27 protein-coding genes are annotated in these 21973 nt (G+C 72.6%); 17 read left to right on the plus strand and 10 right to left on the minus strand.

Annotated features, from left to right (window positions below; all coding sequences use genetic code 11):
* Positions 1 to 13 precede the first annotated feature (13 nt).
* Positions 14 to 415 (plus strand): helix-turn-helix domain-containing protein, encoded by a 402-nt coding sequence (locus tag ACFY4B_RS35170; RefSeq protein ID WP_074001251.1) that lies wholly within the window; start codon positions 14 to 16, stop codon positions 413 to 415.
* Between the two features lie 41 nt (positions 416 to 456).
* On the opposite strand, the gene ACFY4B_RS35175 is transcribed toward ACFY4B_RS35170, so the two are convergent.
* Positions 457 to 1224, minus strand: a complete 768-nt coding sequence (locus tag ACFY4B_RS35175) for a TetR/AcrR family transcriptional regulator C-terminal domain-containing protein (protein WP_074001250.1) — start codon at positions 1222 to 1224, stop codon at positions 457 to 459.
* 61 nt (positions 1225 to 1285) lie between these two features.
* On the opposite strand from ACFY4B_RS35175, the gene ACFY4B_RS35180 reads away from it, so the two are divergent.
* Positions 1286 to 1525, plus strand: coding sequence for a DUF6011 domain-containing protein (locus tag ACFY4B_RS35180; RefSeq protein WP_049659733.1), 240 nt, complete (start codon positions 1286 to 1288; stop codon positions 1523 to 1525).
* A 26-nt stretch (positions 1526 to 1551) separates the two neighbouring features.
* Here the strand turns inward: ACFY4B_RS35180 and ACFY4B_RS35185 are convergent, their stop codons facing one another.
* Positions 1552 to 3489 carry a hypothetical protein gene (locus ACFY4B_RS35185; protein WP_387974715.1) on the minus strand — a complete coding sequence of 646 codons (1938 nt, stop codon included), beginning with the start codon at positions 3487 to 3489 and terminating at the stop codon, positions 1552 to 1554.
* A gap of 348 nt (positions 3490 to 3837) precedes the next feature.
* Between ACFY4B_RS35185 and ACFY4B_RS35190 the strand changes: the two genes are divergently transcribed.
* The gene (locus tag ACFY4B_RS35190) at positions 3838 to 4554 is read left to right on the plus strand and encodes a chitinase (RefSeq protein WP_049658918.1); all 717 of its coding nucleotides are present in this window, start codon (positions 3838 to 3840) and stop codon (positions 4552 to 4554) included.
* Between the two features lie 152 nt (positions 4555 to 4706).
* Positions 4707 to 5108: a hypothetical protein gene (locus ACFY4B_RS35195; protein ID WP_049658920.1), complete on the plus strand. Its 402-nt coding sequence runs from the start codon at positions 4707 to 4709 to the stop codon at positions 5106 to 5108.
* Between the two features lie 64 nt (positions 5109 to 5172).
* Here ACFY4B_RS35195 and ACFY4B_RS35200 read toward each other — a convergent pair whose 3' ends face one another.
* The gene (locus tag ACFY4B_RS35200) at positions 5173 to 6156 is read right to left on the minus strand and encodes an oxidoreductase (protein WP_387974718.1); all 984 of its coding nucleotides are present in this window, start codon (positions 6154 to 6156) and stop codon (positions 5173 to 5175) included.
* A 73-nt stretch (positions 6157 to 6229) separates the two neighbouring features.
* Here ACFY4B_RS35200 and ACFY4B_RS35205 point away from each other — a divergent pair, with 73 nt between their 5' ends.
* Together ACFY4B_RS35205 and ACFY4B_RS35210 are read left to right on the plus strand one after the other, a co-directional pair.
* Positions 6230 to 6652, plus strand: coding sequence for a MerR family transcriptional regulator (locus ACFY4B_RS35205; RefSeq protein ID WP_049658924.1), 423 nt, complete (start codon positions 6230 to 6232; stop codon positions 6650 to 6652).
* Positions 6653 to 6744: 92 nt separating this feature from the next.
* Complete coding sequence (locus ACFY4B_RS35210) at positions 6745 to 7497, plus strand: DUF6215 domain-containing protein (protein WP_387974720.1); 753 nt, start codon at positions 6745 to 6747, stop codon at positions 7495 to 7497.
* Between the two features lie 23 nt (positions 7498 to 7520).
* Here ACFY4B_RS35210 and ACFY4B_RS35215 read toward each other — a convergent pair whose 3' ends face one another.
* Positions 7521 to 8399 (minus strand): hypothetical protein, encoded by an 879-nt coding sequence (locus ACFY4B_RS35215; RefSeq protein WP_387974723.1) that lies wholly within the window; start codon positions 8397 to 8399, stop codon positions 7521 to 7523.
* Between the two features lie 50 nt (positions 8400 to 8449).
* Between ACFY4B_RS35215 and ACFY4B_RS35220 the strand changes: the two genes are divergently transcribed.
* Both ACFY4B_RS35220 and ACFY4B_RS35225 read left to right on the plus strand, forming a co-directional pair.
* Positions 8450 to 9796 carry a tetratricopeptide repeat protein gene (locus ACFY4B_RS35220; protein ID WP_387974726.1) on the plus strand — a complete coding sequence of 449 codons (1347 nt, stop codon included), beginning with the start codon at positions 8450 to 8452 and terminating at the stop codon, positions 9794 to 9796.
* A gap of 122 nt (positions 9797 to 9918) precedes the next feature.
* Positions 9919 to 10590: a DsbA family oxidoreductase gene (locus ACFY4B_RS35225; RefSeq protein WP_387974729.1), complete on the plus strand. Its 672-nt coding sequence runs from the start codon at positions 9919 to 9921 to the stop codon at positions 10588 to 10590.
* A gap of 40 nt (positions 10591 to 10630) precedes the next feature.
* Here the strand turns inward: ACFY4B_RS35225 and ACFY4B_RS35230 are convergent, their stop codons facing one another.
* Entirely contained in the window at positions 10631 to 11308 is a 678-nt protein-coding gene (locus tag ACFY4B_RS35230; protein ID WP_387974732.1) for a hypothetical protein, read from the minus strand.
* A gap of 268 nt (positions 11309 to 11576) precedes the next feature.
* Here ACFY4B_RS35230 and ACFY4B_RS35235 point away from each other — a divergent pair, with 268 nt between their 5' ends.
* Complete coding sequence (locus ACFY4B_RS35235; RefSeq protein WP_387974734.1) at positions 11577 to 13571, plus strand: protein kinase; 1995 nt, start codon at positions 11577 to 11579, stop codon at positions 13569 to 13571.
* Positions 13572 to 13607: 36 nt separating this feature from the next.
* Here ACFY4B_RS35235 and ACFY4B_RS35240 read toward each other — a convergent pair whose 3' ends face one another.
* The 5 genes from ACFY4B_RS35240 to ACFY4B_RS35260 all read right to left on the minus strand — a co-directional run bounded on the left by ACFY4B_RS35240 (position 13608) and on the right by ACFY4B_RS35260 (position 16021).
* On the minus strand, positions 13608 to 13880 hold the full coding sequence (locus ACFY4B_RS35240; RefSeq protein WP_387974736.1) for a hypothetical protein: 273 nt from the start codon (positions 13878 to 13880) through the stop codon (positions 13608 to 13610).
* A gap of 91 nt (positions 13881 to 13971) precedes the next feature.
* Complete coding sequence (locus ACFY4B_RS35245; RefSeq protein WP_387974739.1) at positions 13972 to 14934, minus strand: GNAT family N-acetyltransferase; 963 nt, start codon at positions 14932 to 14934, stop codon at positions 13972 to 13974.
* A gap of 35 nt (positions 14935 to 14969) precedes the next feature.
* Complete coding sequence (locus ACFY4B_RS35250) at positions 14970 to 15299, minus strand: hypothetical protein (RefSeq protein WP_049653137.1); 330 nt, start codon at positions 15297 to 15299, stop codon at positions 14970 to 14972.
* Positions 15300 to 15404: 105 nt separating this feature from the next.
* Positions 15405 to 15659: a hypothetical protein gene (locus ACFY4B_RS35255; RefSeq protein ID WP_049653135.1), complete on the minus strand. Its 255-nt coding sequence runs from the start codon at positions 15657 to 15659 to the stop codon at positions 15405 to 15407.
* Positions 15656 to 16021: an ATP-binding protein gene (locus ACFY4B_RS35260; RefSeq protein ID WP_387974743.1), complete on the minus strand. Its 366-nt coding sequence runs from the start codon at positions 16019 to 16021 to the stop codon at positions 15656 to 15658. The genes ACFY4B_RS35255 and ACFY4B_RS35260 overlap by 4 nt, the downstream gene beginning before the upstream one ends.
* A 182-nt stretch (positions 16022 to 16203) precedes the next feature.
* Between ACFY4B_RS35260 and ACFY4B_RS35265 the strand changes: the two genes are divergently transcribed.
* The 8 genes from ACFY4B_RS35265 to ACFY4B_RS35300 all read left to right on the plus strand — a co-directional run bounded on the left by ACFY4B_RS35265 (position 16204) and on the right by ACFY4B_RS35300 (position 21842).
* On the plus strand, positions 16204 to 17091 hold the full coding sequence (locus ACFY4B_RS35265; protein WP_387829786.1) for a helix-turn-helix domain-containing protein: 888 nt from the start codon (positions 16204 to 16206) through the stop codon (positions 17089 to 17091).
* Positions 17075 to 17302 carry a DUF397 domain-containing protein gene (locus ACFY4B_RS35270; protein ID WP_380740109.1) on the plus strand — a complete coding sequence of 76 codons (228 nt, stop codon included), beginning with the start codon at positions 17075 to 17077 and terminating at the stop codon, positions 17300 to 17302. The genes ACFY4B_RS35265 and ACFY4B_RS35270 overlap by 17 nt, the downstream gene beginning before the upstream one ends.
* Before the next feature lie 67 nt (positions 17303 to 17369).
* A complete protein-coding gene (locus ACFY4B_RS35275) occupies positions 17370 to 18320 on the plus strand; it encodes a phosphotransferase (RefSeq protein WP_387974745.1) in 951 nt (316 codons plus the stop codon).
* Positions 18321 to 18515: 195 nt separating this feature from the next.
* On the plus strand, positions 18516 to 19262 hold the full coding sequence (locus tag ACFY4B_RS35280; protein WP_387974747.1) for a DUF6879 family protein: 747 nt from the start codon (positions 18516 to 18518) through the stop codon (positions 19260 to 19262).
* Positions 19259 to 20107: a Scr1 family TA system antitoxin-like transcriptional regulator gene (locus tag ACFY4B_RS35285; protein WP_387974750.1), complete on the plus strand. Its 849-nt coding sequence runs from the start codon at positions 19259 to 19261 to the stop codon at positions 20105 to 20107. The genes ACFY4B_RS35280 and ACFY4B_RS35285 overlap by 4 nt, the downstream gene beginning before the upstream one ends.
* A 134-nt stretch (positions 20108 to 20241) precedes the next feature.
* Entirely contained in the window at positions 20242 to 20487 is a 246-nt protein-coding gene (locus tag ACFY4B_RS35290; protein WP_387974753.1) for a DUF397 domain-containing protein, read from the plus strand.
* A 75-nt stretch (positions 20488 to 20562) separates the two neighbouring features.
* Positions 20563 to 20994 (plus strand): hypothetical protein, encoded by a 432-nt coding sequence (locus ACFY4B_RS35295; RefSeq protein ID WP_387974756.1) that lies wholly within the window; start codon positions 20563 to 20565, stop codon positions 20992 to 20994.
* Entirely contained in the window at positions 20991 to 21842 is an 852-nt protein-coding gene (locus ACFY4B_RS35300) for a JmjC domain-containing protein (protein ID WP_387974759.1), read from the plus strand. Before ACFY4B_RS35295 ends, ACFY4B_RS35300 begins: the two co-directional genes overlap by 4 nt.
* Positions 21843 to 21973: the final 131 nt, after the last annotated feature.

Raw genomic sequence — 21973 nt, forward strand, 5'->3', positions numbered from 1 at the left:
GTAGGGTACTGACATGAAGGTAAGCGAGATGAAGGCCGGCGGGCTGCCACCCGCCGACGTCTTCGACCGGATGTGTCCGTCCCGGGGCGTGCTGGAGCACGTCACCAGCCGCTGGGGCGTGCTGGTCCTGGGCGCGCTGAACGAGCGCGGCTACCGGTTCAGCGAGCTGCGCCGCAAGGTCACCGGGGTCAGCGAGAAGATGCTCGCCCAGACCCTCCAGACGCTGGAGCGGGACGGCTTCGTGCTGCGCGAGGCGCACCCGGTGATCCCGCCGCGGGTCGACTACAGCCTCACCCCGCTGGGGCGCGAGGCGGCGGAGCTGGTCGCGGCGCTGGCGCACTGGTCGGAGCGGCGGGTGCCGGAGGTCGAGGCGGCGCGCCAGGGGTACGACGGACGGGCCGCCGCCCTGCGGTGAGGCCGCCTCCCCTCGGTGATCGGGCGGGCTGCCGGCCTCGGCTACCGCTCAGCGACGAGGGCGGCGAGCCCGTCCAGGACCCGGGCCAGGCCGAAGGCGTAGGCGTGGTCCGGGCTGTACGCGCCGCCGTGCGCCTCGCCGGCCGCGGCCCCGACCCGGGCGGCGACCGGGTAGCGCTCGGCGTCGAAGACCCGGGCGAGCAGGTCGGCGTTGGCGGCCCACCACTGCTCGTCGGTCATCGCGCTGTCCTGCCGGGCGGCGCGCTCGTCGGCGGCCATCCGGGCGCAGGTCTGGACGAAGCCGAGCAGGTGGGTCAGCGCGGCGTCCAGGTCGACGTCGGGCAGCCCGGTGCCCTCGAAGGCGCGCAGCTCGTACTCGTACTTGGCCATCAGTCCGGGCCCGAGCGGCGGGCGGCTGGTGGAGACGGCGGCGACCCACGGGTGGGCGCGGTGCAGCGCCCGGTTGTCGTCCGCGACGGCGGTGACCCGGGCGCGCCAGCCCTCCCCGGCCGGGGTGCTGCGGGGCATCGTGGCGTAGACGGTGTCCAGCATCAGGTCGAGCAGCTCGGCCTTGCCCGGCACATAGGTGTAGAGCGCCATCGGGGAGAGGCCCAGCTCCTGCGCGACCCGGCGCATGGTGACGGCGTCCACGCCCTCGGCGTCGGCGAGGGCGATCGCGACGGCGGCGATCTCGCCGGTCGAGCGCGCCTGCCGGGGCCCGCGCCGGCCGGGCTTCTCCTCGGCGGTGAGCCCCCAGAGCAGGGCCAGGGTGCGGGCCGGGTCTCCTGCGCTGCTGCGGTCGGTGGCCATGGGGCCATCGTTTCACGCACCGGCCGGGGGCCCTGACGGCGCGGACGGCTACCGTCTCACCATGACCAGCCCGACCACCCCTCCCGGCCGTCCCGGCCCTTCCGGACCGGCCGAGCCCGAGACGCTCCCCGGGACGGACACCGCGCAGACCCTCCGCCCGCGGGTGACCTGCCGCCGCTGCCACCGGCCGCTGCACGACCCGGAGTCGCGGATGCTGCGGCTGGGCCCGGAGTGCCGGGACCCGGCGGAGCGGGTCGCCCGGTACGACGTCGACCAGGAGCCGCTGCCCGGGGTGGGTTAGGCCCTCTGAGCCTCAGCCCCGGCCGATCAGCCCCGGCCGAAGAGGCGGCGCAGCCGGCCGCGCCGGGGCTCCTCCTCCGCGGCCGCCGCTGCCGGGGCCTGCGGCTCCGCGGCCTGCGGCTCCGACTCCTGCGGCTCCGGCTCCGCCCCCGCGTCGGCGGCGTCCTCCCGGGCCGTCAGGTGGCGGGCGAGCGCGCGGTCCTCGGCGGACGTCCAGGGCGCGGCGAGCACCAGCGCGGACAGCGAGCGCAGGATCGTCACCGCCCGGGTGCGGCGGGCCCGGGCGCCGTGGTGCAGCCGCTGCCGGAGCAGCTCGGCGATGTCGGCCCTGGTCCGCGGCTGCGTCCAGCCGATCGCGACCAGCGCGAAGCCGGCCGCCTCGACCACCCAGTCCTCCGGCCCGAGCAGCAGGTCGCGCAGCACCCGGCGGCGCTCGGAGCCCTCCCAGGGCTGGTCGGCCCGGTGGTGGGCGATGCCGAGGCAGGCGAAGACCTGGACGGCCCGCACCCAGAGTTCGGGCTGGTGGGCGAGCAGGGCGCGGCCGAGGTCGTCCTCGCGCGGCACCGGCGGGTGGACCAGGACGCCGAGCAGGTCGTCCAGCGGCAGTCCGGCCAGCCGGACGGCGTGGTCGTAGGCGGCGGGGACGGTCGGCCAGAAGATCTCGGCGGTGGCCCGGACGAGTTCGGCGCTCTGCGGCGCGGGCGGGTCGACGGCCGGGCGCGGGTCGGTGCCGTCCCAGGCCCAGATCCGGGTGGTGGGCTCGGTCAGCGGCAGCCGGGGGTCGGGCTCGCCGACGGCCTGGTAGCGGACGGTGGAGCGCGGCAGCGCGAGCCGGACGGCCAGCACCGAGCTGGGCGGCTCCACGGTGGAGGCCGTGCACTCGATCTCGGTGTCGCGGCTGGTGTCGGCGGCGGCGAGCACCTGGTGCAGCACGTTGACGGTGGCCTCGGTGGCGCCGGAGACCAGGCCGAGCCAGGGCTCCCGGTGGCTCAGCCGCTCCAGCAGCTCCTGGGCGTACCCGTGCTCGGGGTGGGCGCGGTGGTGGTCGGCCAGGGCGAGCAGGTGCGCCGGGTCGCCGTCGAGGGCGTGGCGCAGCCCGTACCGGGCCGGGCCGGCCTTGGGGTGGTCGGGCACCGCGGCTAGCACCCGGTCCAGCCAGGGCAGGCCCTCGGCGGGGCGGCCGAGCGCGCCGTACAACTCGGCGACGTCGACGGCGAGGTAGCTGTTGGAGTCGTCGAGGTCCGGGGCGACCCGCTCCAGTTCGGCCTCCCAGACGGCGAGCGCCTGCTCCGGGCGGCCGGCCGAGCGCAGGGCGTTGCCGAGCATCACGGCGGGCAGGTAGCCGGGGGCCGACCGGTGCGCCCGGTCGGCGAGTTCGACGGCGCGGGCGGTGTCGCCGAGCCGGCGGGTCAGGCCGGAGGCCATCGCCAGCAGCAGGACGTGGTCGCCGTGGCGGTCCAGCACGGCCTGCACGAAGTCGTGGAACGGCCGTACGGCTTCGGCCGGTTCGGCCGGGAGCGGGTCGGGCAGCGCGCCGGTCGCGCGGGCCACCGCCTGGGCGACGGCGTCCGGGTCGACCAGGCCGGGCAGGTCCTCGCGGGCGAGCCAGGCGGCGTGCGCCCAGGGGCGGGCCGGCTCGGCCTGGATGGCGGAGGCGAGCAGTCCGACGGCGGCGTTCCAGTCCCCCGCCGCGGCCTCCACGTGGGCCCGGCAGACCGCCGTGCCGAGGTACACCCGGCCGTCCAGCGGGAACAGCTCGCGGGCCGCCGCCGGGCCGCCCGCCGCGGCGCACAACTCGGCCAGCGCCTCGTGCAGTTCGGGCAGCTGGGGGGCGGCGAGGATCGCGTCGCCGAGGTGCTCGGCGGCGTGCGTCAGGTCCCCGGAGTCGATCGCCAGCCGGGCGACCGCGACCTCCCCCTCGGCGGCCAGGCGCTCGGCGCCCTCGTCGTCGGTGTGACCGCTCATGCGCCCCTGCTCCCCCGGTTGTGCCGTCCGACTCGGAAGGAGGCTATCCGGTACGACCGACAGCCCGGTGATCACCCCGAGGGCGGCCGGCGTCCAACGACCGGATCGGATACGACCCGTACGAGTGGTTTAGACCTCCGTTGGACATATTTGACGCTTTCCGCCCGCCAGGATGGCGGAGGCCCTTCGCGAACCTTCGCGAGCTGTCGAGACCCTTCGCGACTCTTCGCGGATCTTTGCGACCTTTTGCGCGAATCTGCGCGTCCCCGCGAACCGTCCCGAGCCGTCGCGAGTCCTCGCGAGCGAAGTGCCGCCCCCGCCAAGGAAACCCGAGGAACGAGGAAACCGATGAAGCTTTCCCGCACCCTGTCGCTGGCGGCCTCCGCCGCCGTGCTCAGCACCCTCGCCGTCGCCGGCCAGACCGCCCCGGCCTCGGCCGCCGGCTCCTTCGTGGTGAGCGAGGCCCAGTTCAACAAGATGTTCCCGAACCGGAACGCCTTCTACACGTACAAGGGCCTGACCGACGCCCTGGGCGCCTACCCGAAGTTCACCACCACCGGCGACACCGCCACCCGCAAGCGCGAGGCGGCCGCCATCCTGGCCAACGTCAGCCACGAGACCGGCGGACTGAAGTACATCGTCGAGCAGAACACCGCCAACTACCCGCACTACTGCGACACTTCGCAGCCGTACGGCTGTCCGGCCGGGCAGTCCGCGTACTACGGGCGCGGGCCGCTCCAGCTGAGCTGGAACTTCAACTACAAGGCGGCCGGCGACGCCCTGGGCATCGACCTGCTGCACGACCCGTACCAGGTCGAGAAGAACCCGGCGACGTCCTGGAAGACCGCGCTCTGGTTCTGGAACACCCAGAACGGCGCCGGCCGGATGACGGCGCACGACGCCATCGTCAACAACAAGGGCTTCGGCGAGACCATCCGCACCATCAACGGCGCGCTGGAGTGCGACGGCAAGAACCCGGACCAGCGCAACGACCGGATCAACCTCTTCAAGCAGTTCGTCGGCGTCCTGGGCACCGACGTGGGCGGCGGCAACCTCTCCTGCTGACGGGCGCCTCGGCCGCCCGGTGCGCGGGGTCCCGGTGCGGCCGATCAGCCCGTTCATCGAACGTCGACCGCCCGTCGACCGCTTGTCCACGCCCCACCCCGACCGTGATCACCTGCCGGCCACCGGGGCCGGCCCCCTCCGAGGAGCTGAAAATGATCACGAAGCGGATCGCACGGGCGTCGACACTGGCCCTGGCAACCGCCGCACTGGCCGGCACGTTCACCGTCGGCGGCGCGGGCAACGCGTTCGCGGCGTCGGGCGGCGGCTGCAACGGCAGCACCCAGCAGGCGTGCGTCAGCGTCAACGGGAGCACCCTGGTCGCCGACGCGTACACCAACTTCGCGAACTCCAACTGCACGGTCGACCTGGTCCTGTACGACCGGAGCACCGGCTACCGGTGGGACACGATGGCGGGCTGCGGGCTCGGCTGGTCCCACTACGTCGGCACGCAGGTCCCCAACCCCACCCCGGGCCACGTCTACCAGACCCAGCTCATCGTCAACTGGGGCGCCGGGAACGTGGGCGTCACGTGGAGCCCCGAGCTGACCGCCTGACGCCTCCGGGCCGTCGTGGAGCGGGAAGTCGGCCGGGCCGACTTCCCGCTCCGCGTTCGGCGGCTCAGCGGGGCACCGGGGTGGCGCCGGTCGCGGCCAGCGAGAGCTCCCAGAGGCGGGCCGCCCCGTCCGGGTCGACGGCGTACGGGCGGACGCCGCCGTCGTCCATCGGGGTGTCCGGGCCGGCGGGGCGCGCGACCTCACAGTCCTCCAGGTAGAGCCCGCCCAGGCCGTCGAGCAGCGGCGAGGTGGCCGCCCACAGGCCCGTGGCGGCGCCCTGGGAAGGGGACTTGAAGTCCGCGCCGATCACGGTGCCCCGCTCGTCCACCCAGCCGCGCTCGACCTGCTCCTGCCGGGTCATCTCCCGCTGGAGCCCGGTGATGATCTTCCCGGGGTGGAGCGCGAACGCCCGGACGCCGTCCGCCCGTCCGAGCGCGTCGAGGTGCACCGCGAACAGGGCGTTGGCGGTCTTGGACTGGCCGTACGCCAGCCACTTGTCGTAGCCGGTGCGGAAGTGCGGGTCGTGCCGCCGGATGTCCGTCAGGAAGTGCCCGGCCGAGCTGTTGACGACGACGCGGGCGCCGTCCGGGGCGGCGGCCAGCAGCGGGTACAGCTCGCAGGCGAGCAGGAAGTGCCCGAGGTGGTTGGCGGCGAACTGCCCCTCCCAGCCCGGCCCGACGCGCCGCTCGGGGGTGGCCATGACCCCGGCGACGGCGAACAGCAGGTCGAGGCGGTCCGTGGTCTCGCGGACCAGCCCGGCGGCGGCGCGGACGCTCGCCGGGTCGGCGAGGTCCATCGGGACGATCCGGCTCCCGGTTCCGGCGAGCGCGGCGCGGGCGGTGTCCGGGCGGCGGGCCGGGACGATCACCTCGGCCCCGGCGGCGGCCAGCGCCCGGGTGGTCTCCAGGCCGAGGCCGGAGTAGCCGCCGGTGACGACGGCGGTGCGGCCGGAGAGGTCGAGGCCCGCCAGGACCTCCTCGGCGGCGGTGGCGGCGGAGAAGGGCGAGCCGATCGGCTGCTGCTGGCGCTGGAGCTGAGTGGTGGTCATGGCGATGACCGTAGGAAGTGGAGCGCGGTCTAGATCAAGCCCGGCTCCCGCGTTCTTCCTATGCTCTGACGACATGACGGAACTCAGCATCGGCGAGGTGGCCGAACGCACCGGGCTCAGCGTGCACGCCCTGCGCTTCTACGAGCGCGAGGGGCTGCTGGTCGGCCCGGTGCGGCGCACGGCGGGCGGGCGACGGCGGTACGCCGTGCTGGACGTGCAGTGGCTGGAGATCTGCGTCAGGCTCCGCGAGTCCGGCATGCCGCTCGCCGACCTGCGCCGCTTCGCCGAACTGGTCCGGCAGGGCCCGGGCAACGAGGCCGAACGGCTGCGGCTGCTCGACACCCACCGGCAACGGGTCGACGAGCGGATCCGGGAGCTGGAGGAGTGCCGCTCACTGATCGCCTGGAAGACCGCCGTCTACGCCGACCACCTGGAGCGCGGCGAGGCCGCCGGGCTCTGGGACCCGACGGCGGAGAACCGGTCGGCCCGGGCCTGATCCGCCCGACACCACGGCCGGCGCTACCATCGGCCCGGCTCATGGGGCCCTCGGGTGCCCGGGGCGGGCCACTCGAACGGGGGGATCCAGGAATGGCGTCCGACGCGGTCGACACCACCGACGCCGCAAACACAGCCGACATCGCCGACATCGCCGGAACGACCGACGGCGACGCGACGACCGGCACCGCCGACGGCACCGGCACCGGCGCCCGGAAGCGCGGCGGCCGACCGGGCCTCCGGACGGCGGCCGCGGCGGCCCTGGCCGTCGCCCTCCTGGGCGGCCTGTGGGGGCTGGGGTTCCTCCACCTCCCGAAGCCGGGGCACGAGCCGGGCGGCCCCGGAAAGCCGGCCGAGTGCGCCGCGCCCCGCCCCACCGACAAGCCGGGCTACCCGGCGCTCTGCGCGGCGCTCAACCGCCCCGACCTCCCGGCCCTACTGGGCACGCCCGAGGACCGCGTCACCGTCGCGCAGCCGGCGCCGATCACCTTCGGCACGGACGTCATGGCGGAGGTGCGGCTCACCCACACCGTCGTGAGCCTGCTGGACAGCAGCACCTCGCTCGAGGACACGCGCGACATGCGGCGGGTCTACACCTGGCCGGCCACCGTCCTCGGCCACCCCGCCGCGACCTACTGGTCCAACGCGACATCGGTCATCCCCGGCGGGAAGCTCGGCCCCGCCACGCGGAACATCGTCGTCGCCCAGGACCCGGCGGCACCCGGCGGACGGGCCTTCGAGGTCGTCGTCTTCCGCGACGACGGCCTGACACCCGACGAGGCGACCCTGACCCGGCTCGCCGAGACGGTGCTGCCCACCGTCCCGGGCTGGGTCCCGGCCCCGTAGCCGGACACGGCGGGCCTCCTCCCTCAGGCGTCTCCCTCGTCCTCGTCCTCGTCCTCGTCCTCGCCGTAGGGCGGGATGGTCCAGCGCAGGACCGTCCCGCCCGCCCCGTCGGCTTCGAGGGTGACCGGGAAGGCCTGGCCCCAGTCCCGCCCGCCGTGGTGCCGGACCGCGTGGTCGCCCTGGCACCAGTCGATCCCGAGCACCTGGCAGCCGCCGACCTCGATCGCGCCCACGTGCAGCGGGTGGTGCAGGCCGGCCCGCCGGAAGGTGAAGTAGTCGACGTGCTTCTCCACCATGGTGGCCACTCCCCTGCCGGGCAGGCCGCCCCGCCAAGCGCCGATCTCGGCCTCCAGCGCGACCGCCTCCGCCACCGGGAGGTCGAGCCACCCGTACCGGCCCCCGTCACCCTCGTACGAGCGCATCCGCTCGCCGCCGAACCGCTCGTGCGCCTCCTGCTCGTACCGGCCCCAGTAGGAGAGGTCGGCGAGCCCGTCGGCCGGTTCGTCGTCCAGGCTCGTCCACGCGTCCAGCCCGACGGCGTCGCCGACCATCATGCCGCTCCGGTCGACCGGCAGGTCCCCGAGCAGCACCGGGCCCTCCGCACCCTCCGGCCAGGGCAGGCCGAGGGCGATCTCCAGCGTCGCGATCGTCGGCTCCTCGTCGAAGGCCGAGGGCTCGGTGGTGGCCCGCACCGCCAGCGGCCGGTCGGCGGCGGCCGGGACGGCGACCGCCTCGCACTCCTCGTCCCGCAGGTGACCGCCTCCCGTCTTCGCCGCCGCCGCGGCCCGCACCGGCAACGGATCCCCCAGCTCCCGCCAGTAGTCGATCCAGGTGGCCATGCCGAGCACCACCACCCCGGAGGGCGCGGTGACGAATCCCAGGTCAACGAAGGTTTCGGGCATCCGTCGATGATCTCCGGGCAGGACGTCGCCCCGTCGCCTAGCCTGGCCCGGTGAATCTTGACGATCTCGCGTGGCAGCGGCAGTTCGACGGCGGGATAGAGCCCGCCATGGCGGAATACCTGGCCCGACAGGGGCAGTTGGAGCTGCTGATCGAGACCGCACGGGACCGCGGTGAGTGGTTCTGCGCCGAGGTGGCGGTCGGTGAGCTGTGCGAGGCGGGGGAGTTCGAACGGGCCCTGACGGTCCTGGAGCCGTTCGTCGCGGTCGGCTGGCCGTTCGCCGTACGGGAGTCCGCCTCGATCCTGGTCCGGCAGGGCCGGATCGAGGAGGGGCTGGCGCTGGTGCGTCCGGACGCGGCCGGCCTGGAGTCGGCGTTCGACTGCCGCTGGTTCGCCGGGGCGCTGGTGGAGGCCGGGCGGGTGGACGAGGCCATCGAGGTGCTCACGCCCCACCTCGGGGAGCCCTGGATCCTGGAGTCCCTGGTCGATCTGACCAGGGGGCAGGACCGCGACGCCCGCGTCCTGGAACTGCTCGCCCCGTGCGCCGAGCGGGCCCTGGGCGGCACGGCGGACTGCCGGTGCTCCGCGGCCGGGGACCGGCGCGAGTGCCGGCACCAGCCGTCGGACGCGCTGCTGAAGTACAGCTGGGTCCTGGAGCGCATGGGCCGGGCGGACGAGGCGATCCGGCTGCTGGGCACGGTCCTGCCGGTCGTCCCGCGCATCGCCTGGCGGTACGCCGACCTCCTCGCCGACCAGGGCCGGTCCGAGCAGCTGCGCGAGCTGGCCACCGGCGAGCACACGGAGCTCGCCCTGAACCGGTACGCGGACGCGCTGGAGGAGCAGGGGCGGGTCCGGGAGGCCGAAGCCGTCCTCCACGAGGCCCTGGCAACAGACGGCGAGCGCACTCGCCGACGCCTCATGGCCTTCCTCGCCCGCCAGGGACGCCTCGACGAGGTCGTCGACGTCGGACGGCCCACGTACGAGGACGCCGAAGGGAACCTCCTCCACGAGGCGATCGACCTGCTGATCAGGGCGGGCAGCCCGGAGCGGGCTCTGGAGCTCGTGGACGGCCTCGGCGCCGCGTACGTCGAGGCGCATGCCGACGTCCTGGGCTACACCCGGCTGCGCCTGCTCGCGAAGGCCGGGCGCTACGCCGAGGGCATCGCGGGGGCGCGGGCCCTGAGCGAGCGGGAGCCCGGCCAGTGGGACACCACGCTGGCCTGGCTGCTGGATCTGGACGGCCGGCCGGACGAGGCCCTCGACCTGCTCCGGTCGTCCACCGAGCGCGAGGCCCACCTGGCGGTTGCCGAGATCCTGACCAGGCACGGCCACTACGCCGAGGCCGTCGCCGTCATCCCCACGGTGCCCGCCCAGCGCGAGGCCTGGGACCGGCGCTGAGGCAGGGGGTCGCCGACCGGCCGGCCCGAATAGTTCAGTGAGAGAAATATTCAGGTGGACGGAGGCGTTCCGGCAGGAGCAGGCGCGGGAGGTCCCCGCGAGGCTGGAAGGAGTGCGGCGCCGTGCGCGTGGAGATCTGGACCGACATCAACTGCCCCTGGTGCTACATCGGCAAGGCCCGGTTCGAGCAGGCCTTGGCGGTATTCCCGCACCGCGAGGAGGTGGAGGTCGTCCACCGCTCCTTCGAGCTGGACCCGAGGGCGCCGCACGAGGCCCGTCCGGTCGTACCGCTGCTCGCCGCCAAGTACGGGATGAGCCTGGAGCAGGCCGAGGCGGCGGAGGCCCGGATCGCCGAGAACGCGCACGCCGAGGGCCTGCCGTACCTGCGCGAGGGGCGCGACGCGGCGAACTCCTTCGACATGCACCGGCTGCTGCACTTCGCCGAGGAGCACGGCCGGCAGGGGCAGCTGCTGGACGCGCTGTACCGGGCGAACTTCGCCGAGGAGCGGTCGGCCTTCGAGGAGGGCCGGCTGGTCGAGCTGGCGGTCGAGGCCGGGCTGGACGGCGAGGCGGCCGCGGCCGTCCTGGCCGACCCGGAGGCCTACGCGGAGGCGGTGCGCGAGGACGAGACCACGGCCAGCGCCATGGGGGCGACGGGCGTGCCGTTCTTCGTCCTGGACCGGCGCCTCGGCGTCTCGGGCGCCCAGCCCGCGGAGACGTTCACCCGTGCACTGGAGCAGGCCTGGGAGAGCCGGGTCGCACTGCCGCTGACCCCGCTCGCGCCCAAGGAGTGAGGCGGGGCGGAGCAGGAAGTCGGCCGGGCCGACTTCCTGCTCACCCGGCTTGCCAGCGGTGGGCGTAGACGATGTGCAGGCTCGCCGGAACGCCCTTGGCCGCCCGCCCGGAGCCCCAGCCCTCGTGGTCGAGCTCGATGCAGTAGTGCTCGTCGGGGCGCCACCCGAAGCGCCACCCGGGGGCCTCGCGGGTGAACTCGTGGAGCTGGGAGCCCGACCAGCGGAAGGCCGTGGGACTGCCGGTGACCACCAGCGTGTGGGCGGCCCCGGAGAAGCGGAGCCGGTCCCGCCAGCCGGCGAAGCGGTGGCGTTCGTAGTCGATCTCCTCGTCGGACGGGAAGTCCGTCACCGGCAGGTCGACGGTGTGCGGCGTCCCGGCGCCGAGCCGCGCCCGGACCTCCTTCCAGCGCGACGCGGGGAAGCCCAGGCTGTGGTGGACCAGCAGCAGGTCCAGCCGGTCCTCGGACGGGACGTCGCCCAGCCCGGCCGGACCGGCGTTGGCCCGCAGCGGCAGGTGCACCAGGGAGCGCCGGGAGCGGGCCGCCAGGGCCCAGGCGGTGGCCAGGTCCTCGGCGCCCTGCCGGTCGAGGTGCAGGTGCATGTACGTGCTGCCCGGGCCGGCGTACAGGAGGGCCCCGGTGGGCGGCCGGGCCGGGGTGACCACCCGGTACTCGTCCCGGCCGAGCCGCACCCGGTGGATCTTCGTTCGCAGTCTCACCGGGTCTTCGTACCGGAGACCGGCCCGGGCTGTCCCGCGGTTTTCCTCCGGCCGGGGCCGCGCGGCGCTGCTCCGCCACGAGCCAGGCACCCCGGGGTGTCCTTGCGGGATCCGGCTCCCTGCCCGGCCGGAGCCGCCCCGCGCGACAGTTCCGAAACATTCAACCCCCGTGTGTAAAAAGACCATTGAGGCTGCCTCGCCGTCTGGCACACACTGTGCACCGACGCCCTTCCGGGGGCGGGGTCATGACACACCAGGGGGTAGGGGCATGATCGACAAGGACACCGTCCTCAACCACCGGTACCGGCTGCTGGAGCAGCTCGGCCGCGGCGGGATGGGGACGGTCTGGCGCGCCCGGGACGCCGTCACGGAACGGGACATCGCCGTCAAGGTGCTCAACCCGGGCCTGCTGGAGGATCCGACCGCCACCGAGCGTTTCCGCCGGGAGGCGAAGGCCGTCACCGGAATCGGCCACCCGGGCGTCGTGGGCGTCCACGACTACGGGGAGAGCGGTGCGGAGGGCACCGACGGCACGGAGAGCACCGACAGTACGGACGGCACCGACGGCCCGAAGGGCGCCGGCACCGGCCCGCGCTACGCCTACATCGTGATGGACCTGGTCGAGGGCCGGCCGCTCAGCGCGGTGCAGAAGGACGAAGGGCCGATGCCGCCCGAGCGGGCCCTGGCCATGGTGGCCACCGCACTGGACGCCCTCCAGGCCGTCCACCAGTCCGCCATCGTCCACCGCGACGTCAAACCGTCCAACCTGCTGGTGCGCGAGGACGGCGCCGTGCTCGTCGCCGACTTCGGCCTCGCCCTGGCGATCGCCGACTCCAAACTCACCACGTCGAACGGATTCATCGGCACCGCCTCCTACGCCTCCCCCGAACAGGTCGACCCTTCTCCCGACAACCCCGTCACACCCGCCGCCGACCTCTACTCGATGGGGGTCGTCTGTTACGAACTGCTGGTCGGGAAGCTGCCGTTCGAGGGCGGACGCGCCATGCAGGTCGCGTACAAGCACGTCAACGAGCCGGCGCCGGAGCTGCCGGACACCTTCCCGCCGGCCGTCCGGGCGCTGGTCGCCAAGGCGCTGTCGAAGGCGCCGGAGGACCGGTACGAGAGCGCCGCCGAGATGGCGGCGGCGGCACGAGCGGCGGTCGGACTGCCGGTCGGTGAGGCCGCACAGCGGCCGGTCAGGTTGTGGAAGAGCGCTCCGAGGGCGGGCGGTGCGGGCCCCGCTCCGCGGAGCGAGCCGGTCCCCTCAGCCGAACTGGTCGTGAAGGTGTCCCCGGTCGTCCAGGCGGACCCTCAGCAGACGGCTGAGCAGAGCCGCCGCTCGCGGCGGCGCCGCCTGCTGGTGCCGGTGATCATCCCGGTCATCGTCTCGTTGGGCACGGCGGGCGCCCTGCTGGTCGACCGCAACCCGTTCAGCGCCGACGCCGCGCCCGGAAGCCGGTCGACCACCGCCGTGACCGCCCCGCCGCCCAGGGGCACCGGTGTCCCGGACAGCACCGCGCCCGTCGACACCCCGGCCGCCACCCCGCCGGGCGACCAGCCGCCGGGGACCACCCCCGACCAGCAGACGCCGCAGCAGCAACAGCCCGTGCCGCCGGCCTCCTCCGGCGGCAACGCGGGCAACGGCGGCAACGGCGGAGGCGCGAACAACGGAGGCGCCAACAGCGGCGGCACGACCGCCGGACAGACCGGGGGCACCCAGCCCCGCCAGTCAGCGACCAACAACCCCGCCCCGCAGCCCCCGGTGACCAACAACCCCGCCCCGCAGCCTCCGCCGCAGAACTCCCCCGGCGGGACCACCGCACAGCCCGGCGGCAGCAGCGCCCCGCCACCGGAGTCCCCGGCCCGCCCCGCGGAGTGCGGCGGAACCAACTGGACGCGCATCATCGGCGTCCAGTCCGGCCTGCCGATCGGGCTGGCCAACGACAACCTGAACGCGAGCAACCCAGTCGTCCTGGGCGGCGCCACGCAGTACGGCTGGGTCGTCAGCTACGACAACTGGAACGAGTACCACGCCTGCAACTCCGGAGGCTACCGCCTGGTCACGGGCGTCCCCTTCAACAACGCGGTGACCCTAGGCAACGGCCTCGACTTCGCGTACCGGTGGACCGTACAGCCCGCCGCCTCGGGCGGGTACACCATGCGTGACGGCACCAACTGCATGACCGCCGGCGCGCGGGGCAAGCCCATCACCATGACCACCTGCACCGACGACCTCGCGAGCCAGCTGTGGAAGTTCCAATGACCACAGGGGTGTCCACGTGCCCGCACGGCCTCGCAGTCAGCGGACCGGAAGGCCTCGCGAACGGGCGGCGAGCCAGGCGGCGGCACGCTCTCGTTCCTCGCGGTTGGAGGAACGACCGTCGTGACGCGCGATCCACGCCAGGTGTCGCAGGACGTTCTCCGAGCGGTCCGGGTCGCGCGCCGCGAGCACGTCGATGCCGGTCTCGCCCGTCGAGGCGCCGACGTACACGCTGCCGTCCAGGGCCATCATGCCGAAGCCCGGGTGGCCCGAGTGCACGCCGAGGAACGCCGATGCCGCGCCTCGGCCCATGATGTCCCAGCGGTCCAGGAGCCGGACCCGGGTCCACTGCTCCGGTGCACGGGTGCGGCCGTGCCGGGTGGCTCCGGGGTGCTCCGGGCCCTCAGTCGTAGAAGAACTGGCGGAGGTCCTCCGCCGAGCCCGGGCCGAACAGGAAGGTCTCGCACCCGGCGAGCGCCCGGGGCGGTGGCGGCCCGTCGGCGGGTAGCCGCCGCAGCCAGGCCTCGCCCTGCTCCCCCACCGCGTGGACGGCGGAGAGCAGTTCGGCCATCCCCGCCGGGCGGGGCGGGGCCGCTCCGGTGACGGGGGCGAGCTCCCACCCACCGGCCCGGGCGGCGAGCCGCACCGCGCCCGCCCAGGTGGCGATGCGGCAGAGGCGGTTGCGCAGGGGGAGTTCGACGGACGGGTCCAGGTACCCGAGTCCGACGGTCGCGGCCGCGAGGTCGTCCATCACCCGGCGCTCGACGGGGGTGCGGATCCAGTGGCCCTCCTGGGCGTCCTCGATGGCGGCGCCCCACCACTCCCAGGCGCTGTCGAGGCGGGCCGCCGCCTCGGACTCGGCCTCGGCCTCGGCCGCTGTCCGCGAGGGAGGACCCAGCCGGGACGCCTGCGGCCGGTACAGGTGGAACAGTTCCGGATCACCCTCGTCGAGGCCCTGGACGAGGCCGACCGGCTGCCACCCGGCCCGGTGCAGGAGCCGTCGCATCGGCTGGTTGGAGACGTTGGTCGAGGTGAACAGCTTCGGGGTCTCGCAGGAGGCCGCCGCGGCGTCCAGCAGCCGGCGGCCGACGCCCCTGCCGCGCGCGGCGGGCGAGACCATCAGCATCGTGACGAAGCCCTGCTCGAAGAACGTGTACTCGGTGACGCAGTAGCCGAGGAGCCCGGACGCGTCTTCGGCCACGAGCACCGGGCCCGGGGCCTGCCGGCACCACCGCCGGATGCCCGCCGCCCGCTCCTCGTCGCCTTCGAGGGCGACCGAGTCGATACCGGTCAGCCCGTCCGCGTCCGCGTCGGTGCCGCGCCGAACGACGAAGTCGCCGAAGTCGCCGAAGTCCACTGTGTCCATGGGGACATGCTGCCAGGTGGCTCCGGTACGAACCTCTACTGCGGCCCCGCTCCTCCGTAAACGACCCGGGGGTGCAACCGGGTCGCCTGCCAGGGCGAGTTACGGCCGGCGGCCTCGCGGTAGGCGACGCGCTGGACGGCGAAGAGCAGGCGGTAGAGGTTGAGGGCGGTGTCGGAGTCGTCGGCGGCGAAGCCGAGGTCGTGGACGAAGGTCTCGAGCTTGGGCCAGTCGAAGTCGTCGGGGACGGGCGGGGCGACGGCGACGCCGAAGAGCGCGTTGAAGGCCGCGGCCACGGCGTAGTGGGAGGCGGCGAGGGCGTTGAGGACGTCGGGGTCGGCGGCCGGGTCGAGGACGGGGTCGGGCACGTCAGGTCTCCTCTTGGTCGGGCCTTGCAAGCTTGAGCGTGGTGACGACGCCCAGGGCGACGGTGGCGAACGCCAGGGCGAGGAGGGAGAGGAAGGCGGCGGCGATCAGGAACCGCACGAGCGCTCGCGGTCGGCGTCGAAGAGGAGGGTGAGGAGGTTCATCAGCGTCGAGGCCGGCGCCGTGTTGAAGGCGACCAGAACGCGGCCGTCCATGGTCGTGTCCGTGGTGGCGGAGGGGAAGATCAGGCCGAACGCGCGGCCGCGCTCCTGGAGTTCGGCGAGGAGGATGCGGACCTGGTCCTCGGTGTAGCCCCGGATGCGGGGGTCGGTGGGCTGCATGGGGAAGCGGCGGCGGTTCACGCGGAGGCCTCCAGTTCGAACCAGACGACCTTGCCCGTCTTGCGGGGCTCGGCGCCGAGGCGGTGGGTGAGGGCACGGACGAGGAAGAGGCCCCGGCCGGAGGAGGCGAGCGGGTCCGTGGGGAGGTGGACGGTGGGGAAGATCGGGTTGTTGTCCGCGACCGAGACCCGCAGACGGTGGCCGGTGAGGGCCAGCACGACCATGGGGGCAAGGGTGCCCCCGTGCCGCCAGGCGTTGACGAAGACTTCGTGGAGGGCGAGTTCGGCGTCGGAGATGACGGACGGTCGCCACCCGGCCGAGACGAGGAGGTCGGAGAGCTCGCCACGAGCGGTGGAGCAGTCCGGAAGGTTGCAGGCACGCATGAGAGACCCCAAGGGAGGAAGAGGGGAATCGACGAAGCAGACACTCCGTCATGTGATCGGTGCAACACTGAGAGTAGGACCGTCGGTCACACGCATGCAACCTGATCGCCGAGATGTCTCCCCCAACTTGGCTAAGCTCACTCGTGTGGGTGGAGACTGGCCCGACACGGAAGGAACCCCCCTTGGCACTCAGGACCCAAATCAGCGAGCGACAGCGGCGGTTCGGCGCTGAGCTGAGAAGGTTGCGCGAGGCCGCAGGCCTGGCGGTCAAGGACGCCGGCGCCCTCATCGGCATCGCGGGCCCGCAGCTGAGCCACATCGAGGCAGCTCGAACGGCGCTCGACCCGGAGCGGCTCTCGGTCTTGCTCGAAGGCTACGGGTGCACGGATGAGACCTACATCGCGCTGCTGCACGCTCTCGGAGCGAGTGACGGGAAGGGCTGGTGGAGCGCATTCAAGGGGCGGGTTCCGGCTCTCGCCCTGGACCTGGCAGAGGCCGAAGACCGAGCAGAATCCTTCGCTGTCTTCGACTCCCTGTACATTCCGGGAACGCTCCAGGTTCCAGGCTACGTCGAGGCCATCTACAAGGGCGCTTACAAGGATGGCCGTTGGGACGTTGCCACGGCCGTTGAGTTCCGCCTACAACGTCAACGCATCATGACCGACAGCAAGCAGCGACAGTTTCGGTACGTCATCCATGAGGCAGCACTCCGGATGCAATTCGCTGGCAGGCTCGTGATGCGCGACCAGCTCCACCATCTCGTAGACATGGCAGAACTCCCCAATGTCACGATCGAGATCTTGCCGTTCGATGCCCCCGGGAGGGCGCCATACGCTGGCGCGTTCCTGATCTGCGACCCCGGGTGCACGGACCTCTCAACCATCATCCTGGATGGACCGAAGCGGGCGGTCCACCTTGGCGATCCTGATGACGTGGCGGCGTACCACCAAAAGTTCCAAGAGGCCCGGGATCTCGCACTACCTGCTGTTGATGCCAGCAAGCCCAGGCGTGACAGCTCTCGCGACTCCTGGGGGCTCCTTCAACACATTCTCTATGAACTCCAGCACTGAAAGGCACCCGATGTCCCACCTGGCCTGGCAGAAGTCATCCTTCAGCAACGCCGATGGCGGCAGCACGTGCGTTGAGCTGGCCGCCGAAGGAAACGACGTCCGCTTCCTCCGTGAGTCGGACGACCCTTCCGTCATCGTCACCACCACAACCACGAAGCTCCGCGCCTTCCTCCTCGGCGCCAAGGCCGGCGAGTTCGACCACCTCATCTGAACCACGCGACGGGGGCGGGACGGCGCTACCACCATCCCGCCCCCTGTCTCTGCCGCAGGAAGTCACCGTGACCCCGAACGATCCCTTCACCGCTACCTCCGTGAGGCCGTCCTGGGATGAACTCCCCGTCCCGGCACAGGAGTCCGTCGAGACCCACCTCGGCGCACCGGTCATCAACGCCCGGACCCAGGCCGGCGGGTTCAGCCCTGGCCTCGCGGTCCGCGCGACCCTTGCCGACGGCCGGGCCGTCTTCCTCAAGGGCGCCGCCACCGACCACCCCGTCCACGGGAGGTACGCCGCCGAGGCAGCCATCAACCGAGGCCTGACCCGGCAGGTCCCCGTGCCGAGGATGCTCGTCTCCTGGGAGGCCGGCGGATGGCTGCTGATGGCCTTCGAGGACATCGACGGCGGCCACCCCGACCTCGGCCCCGGGTCGGCCGACCTCCCCGCCGTCGTCCGGCTGCTCGACCGACTCCCCAGGGCGGTCAGCCCGTCGCCGATCCCCGACGCCCCGTCCATCGTCTCCGTCCTCGGGGGCGGCTCCCGCAGCTGGCGGGCTCTCGCCGACCAGCAGGCCGAGCTCGACCCGTGGTCCACCCGGCACATCGGGCAGCTCGCGGCCGTCGAGTGCGACTGGCACGCCGCATCCGCCGGGGTCTGCCTCCTCCACGCGGACCTGCGCGCCGACAACATGCTCATGCGCGGTGACGACGCCCTCGCCATCGACTGGGCCTACCTCCACCAGGGCGCCGCCTGGATCGACCCGGCCTTCCTCGTCACCCAGCTGATCCGCGCCGGCCACACCCCGGCCCAGGCCGAAGCCCTGCTCGCACCCGTGGCCTCGTGGGCTGCCGCCCCGCCGGACGCGATCACCTCCTTCGCGGTGGCCCAGGCCGGCTACTGGGAGCTGAACTCCAGGCTCCCGGCCCCGCCGGGGGTGCCGTACCTGCGCGGCTACCAGGCCTCCATGGCCGCCATCGGCCGGACGTGGATCGCGCACCGGACCGGCTGGCACTGACCGAACTCGCAGCACCAGCAGAGCTGTTCGCGGAGCCCACCAGCAAGCACGAGCTGCCGCTCTTCCCCGCCCGCTCGTTGGCCTCCAACGAGCGGGCGGACCTCGTTTCAGCGCGCACTGTTGGCTGGTTCCGGCCTTCCCAACGCGACTGCCGTCTCAGGAAACTTGGAGAAATTTCTCCAAGAAGGAGCAACCATGAAGTTGCGGTTCGTGGGCAGCACCAGCGGTGGCGGCGGTTGCCCAGCGGTCTACGAGACCGATCGCCACACCTACGTCGTACAAGGTTGGCGGATCGCCCCGGACGACCCCGCACGCCAGGATCTCCGCGACCTCGCTCCGACCGAGGACGCCGTCGAGGTCCCCCGTCAGCTCTTGGAGCGGTTCGCACCCAGGCAGCCGCAGCCCTCACCCTCCGAGTTGCTCACGGGGGATGACTTCAACGCACTCTTCCGGGACTTCGCCCACACGGCACGCCGCCTGGAGACCCTCACGCACTACGACATCGAGGACGAACGGGAGTCCTTCGACCAGTTCCTGAGCGGTTCGGACGTCGATCTCGGCTGGTTCGCGCCCTGGCTGGACACCATGCGCAGGCAGACCACGGCGGGCAGGACCGTCGCCCGTGTGCGCGTGGTCCCAGCGAAACTGACGGACTACCTCCGCTACGAGCTGTTCCTCGCCAGAGAGAACACCCGCGCGGGCGAGGACATCCGCTACCTCGAACGTTCCCTGGCCGACGACCTGGTCCTCCCCGACCGGGACTTCTGGCTGTTCGACTCGCATACACTGGCGATCCTGCACTTCACCGACGCCGGGACGATGCTCGGAGCCGAGATCGTCACGGACCCGGCAGTCGTCGTCGAGCACGCCCGCTGGCTCGATGCCGCCTTCCACCACGCCCGTCGGTACGAGGAGTTCGTCAAGGAGCATCCGCCGCGTTGAGCATCGCAAGACAGGGGATTCACGAAGCCCGCCAAGAGCTCGGCCGCCGCCTGCGTGCGATCCGTACCGCGGCCGAGATCGACGGGCGTACCCTGGCGGGCCGCCTAGGGTGGCCCGCCAGCAAGGTCTCCAAGCTCCAGCTCGGGCGCCAGACCCCCACCATCGCTGACATCCAGGTGTGGACCAGCGCTTGCGGCGATCCTCAAGCCGCCAACGAACTCGTCATCCTGCTCCGCGACCTCGACGACCGCTATGCCCGGTGGCGCCACGAGCTTCAACACGGTCACGCGGCCGTCCAGCAGTCCTGGGCCGACATGGAAGCGACTGCGCAGACCATCCGCGCCTTCGAACCCTGCTGGGTTCCCGGGCTTCTCCAAACCCCGGACTACGCTGCCGCCCGTTTCCGCGAGCACGCCCGACTCAACGACAGCCCACCGGACACCGATGCCGCCGTAGCCGGCCGCCTCGCCCGTCAGGAAGTCCTCTACTCCCCCGGCAACCGGCGCTGGCACATCCTCCTCACCGAGGCCGTGCTCCGCTACGGCACTGCCTCGCCTGAGGTCATGCGCGCGCAGATCGATCGATTGGTCTCCGCCACGACCCTGCCCGCGGTACGCCTGGGCATCGTTCCGTTCCGCACCCGACTTCCGGTGTCCCCCGCCCACGGATTCTGGATCTTCGACGATGAACGCGTCGTGGTCGAGGTGATCAGCGCCGAGCTGCGGCTGAGCCTGCCCGAGGAAGTCGTGCAGTACCGCAAGGTCTTCGACCTGCTGGCGCCCAGCGCCCTCTACGACGCGGACGCCCGACGGATCCTCACGTCCCTGACCGAGAGCTGGATCTGAGAAATTCTCAGAAATCCTGCCGGAGATTTCCACCACCCGCGCGAAACTGGTGACGCGGCCGATCTGAACCCTCGCCCTGCGTGGGGTTTGGCAACCGTGCTCCCCACCGTTTCGCGACGAAGGGTTGTGACCCCATGGACATGACCGCGCTCTACGCGGCCGACCTCACCGGCATCGCCTTCCGCTCCTTCTGCGGCGGCAACCAGGGCACCGACAACGACGAGTCCTGCCTCACCCTCGCCGTCGTTCCCGGCATCGCCGACGCGTTCGCGCTCGGCCACTCCGAGAACCCTGGCGTCAACGGCGCGATCCGGGTCAGCCGAGCGGAGCTCGTGAGCTTCGTGCGCGGCTTCGCCGTGGCCGAGGGCATCACCCTCTGACGCACCCACCGTCTCCTCACCGGGCCGTCCCGAGCCGTGCTCGGGACGGCCCGGCCCAACTCCCGGAGGCACCAGGTGCACTGGCACACCTATCTGTGGTCGGGGGACGGGCAGCAGCTCAAGAACGAGGCCCTGAGACGGCCCGAACCCGATGCCGGCTTCAGGACCTCGGCGATGCCGCCCATGATGACCGGCTGGTGGCTGCTGAAGCCGACTTCTCTGCTCTCCTCCACTCTCACGACGCCGGAGCACACGGTGGCCTGGCTACGGAGCCGCTACGCGGATCACCCGCCACCACCCGCCCAGGCCGAACAACTCGCGCTCGACCTACGGGCCGCCCACGCCACCGAAGCCCTCACCGCCGGCTCCGACGTGGTGTGGTCGTACTGGCAGCACGAGAACGGCCCGCGCTTCCTGCACCTGGCCGCTGTCTGCTGCCCCAACCGGCTCTGGCCCTCGATCCCTTGCCCGGATCCCCTGGCCGCCACCACTCCTGGAGTGCCATGACCCTGGACCTCTTCGTCGACGACCCCAGCCGGGTACTGGCAGCGTGGCCGACCGCCCCGTTCCACAACAACCAGGGTCGGTGGCACGAACCCCCGCCGCTGACCACGTCCGAGATCCGCGGCACCATCGACGCGAGGTGTATCCGGCCCGACGAGATCGTCCTGATCAGGAACGGCAAGGTCACCCCGCAGAGCCTGTATGTCGAGGACGGCCGGATCATCCCTTCCGTCATCTGGGAACGCCACGACCACGGCGACACGATCTCCTTGCGGAACGTCCAGGCCGTGTTCCCTGCGGTTTCGGCCCTGCACGCCGGCCTGCACGCCGAACTCGGCCACCCGATGCACGTCAGCGCCTACCTGACCCCACCCGGTGCCCAAGGCCTGAGCCATCACTGGGACTCCTACCCCGTCCTCGTGGCCCAGGCCGAGGGCGCCAAGACCTGGCCGATCCACCGCCCGGTCGTCGAGAACCCGTTGCCCGAGCACCTGAGCTTCCCGAAGACCGGATTCACCGACGAACAGCGAGACCACGTCCGAACAGCGCCCTCCGACTTCGAGACCACCCTCCGCCCCGGTGACACCTTGTGGGTGCCGCGGGGCTGGATCCACGCCCCGTACCCGGTCGGCGCGGCCACGTCCCTCCACCTGACCTTCGCCATCCGAGAGCTGACCCACCACTGGCTCGCCCAACGGCTCGTCGCACAGGCAATCACGGATCCCCGCATGCGGCAGGCCCTTCCCATCGGCCCTTCCGCCGGCTGGGACATCGCCGAACGAACGGCGGCCACAGAACTGCTCACAACAGTTCTCAGCGCCAAGGCCGACGAATTCGATCACCTCGCCTGAGGCAGTGTCTTTCCCCGGACCAGCCCTCCGTTGACTGGCCCGGAAATGCGAAGAACCCCCATCCGGGACCCGGATGGGGGTTCTTCTGAAGAATTGTTCGGCGGCGTCCTACTCTCCCACAGGGTCCCCCC

Origin of the sequence: Kitasatospora sp. NPDC001261 (genome assembly GCF_042896795.1) — a bacterium.
In the GTDB taxonomy this organism is placed as follows: domain Bacteria; phylum Actinomycetota; class Actinomycetes; order Streptomycetales; family Streptomycetaceae; genus Kitasatospora.

Coding starts and splice junctions, on each gene's coding strand:
- ACFY4B_RS35175 (WP_074001250.1), bottom strand. CDS start 1,224: ATGGCCACCGACCGCAGCAGCGCAGGAGACCCGGCCCGCACCCTGGCC.
- ACFY4B_RS35205 (WP_049658924.1), top strand. CDS start 6,230: ATGACGGAACTCAGCATCGGCGAGGTGGCCGAACGCACCGGGCTCAGC.
- ACFY4B_RS35260 (WP_387974743.1), bottom strand. CDS start 16,021: ATGCGTGCCTGCAACCTTCCGGACTGCTCCACCGCTCGTGGCGAGCTC.
- ACFY4B_RS35215 (WP_387974723.1), bottom strand. CDS start 8,399: ATGCCCGAAACCTTCGTTGACCTGGGATTCGTCACCGCGCCCTCCGGG.
- ACFY4B_RS35235 (WP_387974734.1), top strand. CDS start 11,577: ATGATCGACAAGGACACCGTCCTCAACCACCGGTACCGGCTGCTGGAG.
- ACFY4B_RS35240 (WP_387974736.1), bottom strand. CDS start 13,880: ATGGGCCGAGGCGCGGCATCGGCGTTCCTCGGCGTGCACTCGGGCCAC.
- ACFY4B_RS35270 (WP_380740109.1), top strand. CDS start 17,075: ATGAACTCCAGCACTGAAAGGCACCCGATGTCCCACCTGGCCTGGCAG.
- ACFY4B_RS35290 (WP_387974753.1), top strand. CDS start 20,242: ATGGACATGACCGCGCTCTACGCGGCCGACCTCACCGGCATCGCCTTC.
- ACFY4B_RS35190 (WP_049658918.1), top strand. CDS start 3,838: ATGAAGCTTTCCCGCACCCTGTCGCTGGCGGCCTCCGCCGCCGTGCTC.
- ACFY4B_RS35180 (WP_049659733.1), top strand. CDS start 1,286: ATGACCAGCCCGACCACCCCTCCCGGCCGTCCCGGCCCTTCCGGACCG.
- ACFY4B_RS35185 (WP_387974715.1), bottom strand. CDS start 3,489: ATGAGCGGTCACACCGACGACGAGGGCGCCGAGCGCCTGGCCGCCGAG.
- ACFY4B_RS35210 (WP_387974720.1), top strand. CDS start 6,745: ATGGCGTCCGACGCGGTCGACACCACCGACGCCGCAAACACAGCCGAC.
- ACFY4B_RS35300 (WP_387974759.1), top strand. CDS start 20,991: ATGACCCTGGACCTCTTCGTCGACGACCCCAGCCGGGTACTGGCAGCG.
- ACFY4B_RS35280 (WP_387974747.1), top strand. CDS start 18,516: ATGAAGTTGCGGTTCGTGGGCAGCACCAGCGGTGGCGGCGGTTGCCCA.
- ACFY4B_RS35245 (WP_387974739.1), bottom strand. CDS start 14,934: ATGGACACAGTGGACTTCGGCGACTTCGGCGACTTCGTCGTTCGGCGC.
- ACFY4B_RS35195 (WP_049658920.1), top strand. CDS start 4,707: ATGATCACGAAGCGGATCGCACGGGCGTCGACACTGGCCCTGGCAACC.
- ACFY4B_RS35170 (WP_074001251.1), top strand. CDS start 14: ATGAAGGTAAGCGAGATGAAGGCCGGCGGGCTGCCACCCGCCGACGTC.
- ACFY4B_RS35200 (WP_387974718.1), bottom strand. CDS start 6,156: ATGACCACCACTCAGCTCCAGCGCCAGCAGCAGCCGATCGGCTCGCCC.